Source organism: Paracoccus rhizosphaerae (genome assembly GCF_026162645.1).
Taxonomy (GTDB): Bacteria; Pseudomonadota; Alphaproteobacteria; order Rhodobacterales; family Rhodobacteraceae; genus Paracoccus; species Paracoccus rhizosphaerae.
Window position 1 is genome coordinate 1 of the sequence record NZ_JAOTBE010000189.1, and the last position, 1,012, is coordinate 1,012.

The window sequence follows — 1,012 nt, forward strand, 5'->3', positions numbered from 1 at the left end:
CGACGGGTTTATGTCCAGGCGGTCGTTGAGAAGGCCAGCCAGCCGGCATTTTGTTGTAGCCTGACCGGCATCGCATCCGATCGCTGGCTCCGGCGTGGATGTTTGGTCGGGCCACCAGCCAATCCTGGCACCTCAGGTCTGCTCCGGTTGCGTCGGTCGCGACCTTGACGAGCTTGGCGACAGTGCTGAACGACGCGCTGGCGGCTCGCGACAGGCCATCGGGATTGCGAGCTTCGGGCGCAGCATCGAACTCCCCATCGGTAATTTCGGGAGATGCTCATGCCGCGCCGAACGCCACCGCAGCAACTCGACCTCTTCGATCCGCCCTGCGCCGCCGGATCGCTTCCAACGCCGCAATGGCAGAGCCTGCCCGACGAGGCGCGGCTGACGCTGACCGCATTGATGACCCGCCTGATCCTCGACCACGCCGACGGTGTGGACAGGCAGCGGAAGGAGGTGGGACATGATGCATGAGAAGATCGGGCCGCATCATCTGGAACGCAAGGCGATCCTCTACGTGCGGCAATCCACGACGCACCAGGTGCTGCACAACCGTGAGAGCAGCACCCTGCAATATGCGATGCGCGACCGGCTGACGGCGCTTGGTTGGTCCTCCATCGAGACCATTGACGACGATCTCGGCCGTTCGGCTGCGGGTGGTGTGACGCGAGCCGGCTTCGACAGGATGGTGGCCGAGGTTTGCCTGGGCAAGGTCGGTGCGGTTGCGGCACGCGAGGTGTCCCGCTTCGCGCGCAACAGCCGTGACTGGCAGCAGCTGATCGAGATGTGCCGCGTCGTGGATACTGTCCTGGTTGACCAGGAGACCGTTTATGCGCCACGCCAGAGCAACGACCGTCTGCTTCTCGGCCTGAAGGGCAGCCTCAACGAGTATGAGCTTGACCTGCTGCGGCAACGCTCACTGGCCGCCCGATACGAGAAGGCCTGACGCGGTGAGTTGGTCGTCGCGGCCCCGGTTGGCTTTGTGAAGGCCGGCGACAGACTGGAGAAGGAT

Annotated in this window: 2 protein-coding genes; both read left to right on the forward strand. The window is 64.3% G+C overall.

The genetic code is table 11. From position 1 onward, the window contains the following. The first annotated feature begins 279 nt into the window (after positions 1-279). Complete coding sequence (locus OC184_RS20360; RefSeq protein ID WP_265508969.1) at positions 280-474, forward strand: hypothetical protein; 195 nt, start codon at positions 280-282, stop codon at positions 472-474. Further along, a complete protein-coding gene (locus OC184_RS20365) occupies positions 464-946 on the forward strand; it encodes a recombinase family protein (protein ID WP_265508970.1) in 483 nt (160 codons plus the stop codon). The genes OC184_RS20360 and OC184_RS20365 overlap by 11 nt, the downstream gene beginning before the upstream one ends. Positions 947-1,012 lie beyond the last annotated feature (66 nt).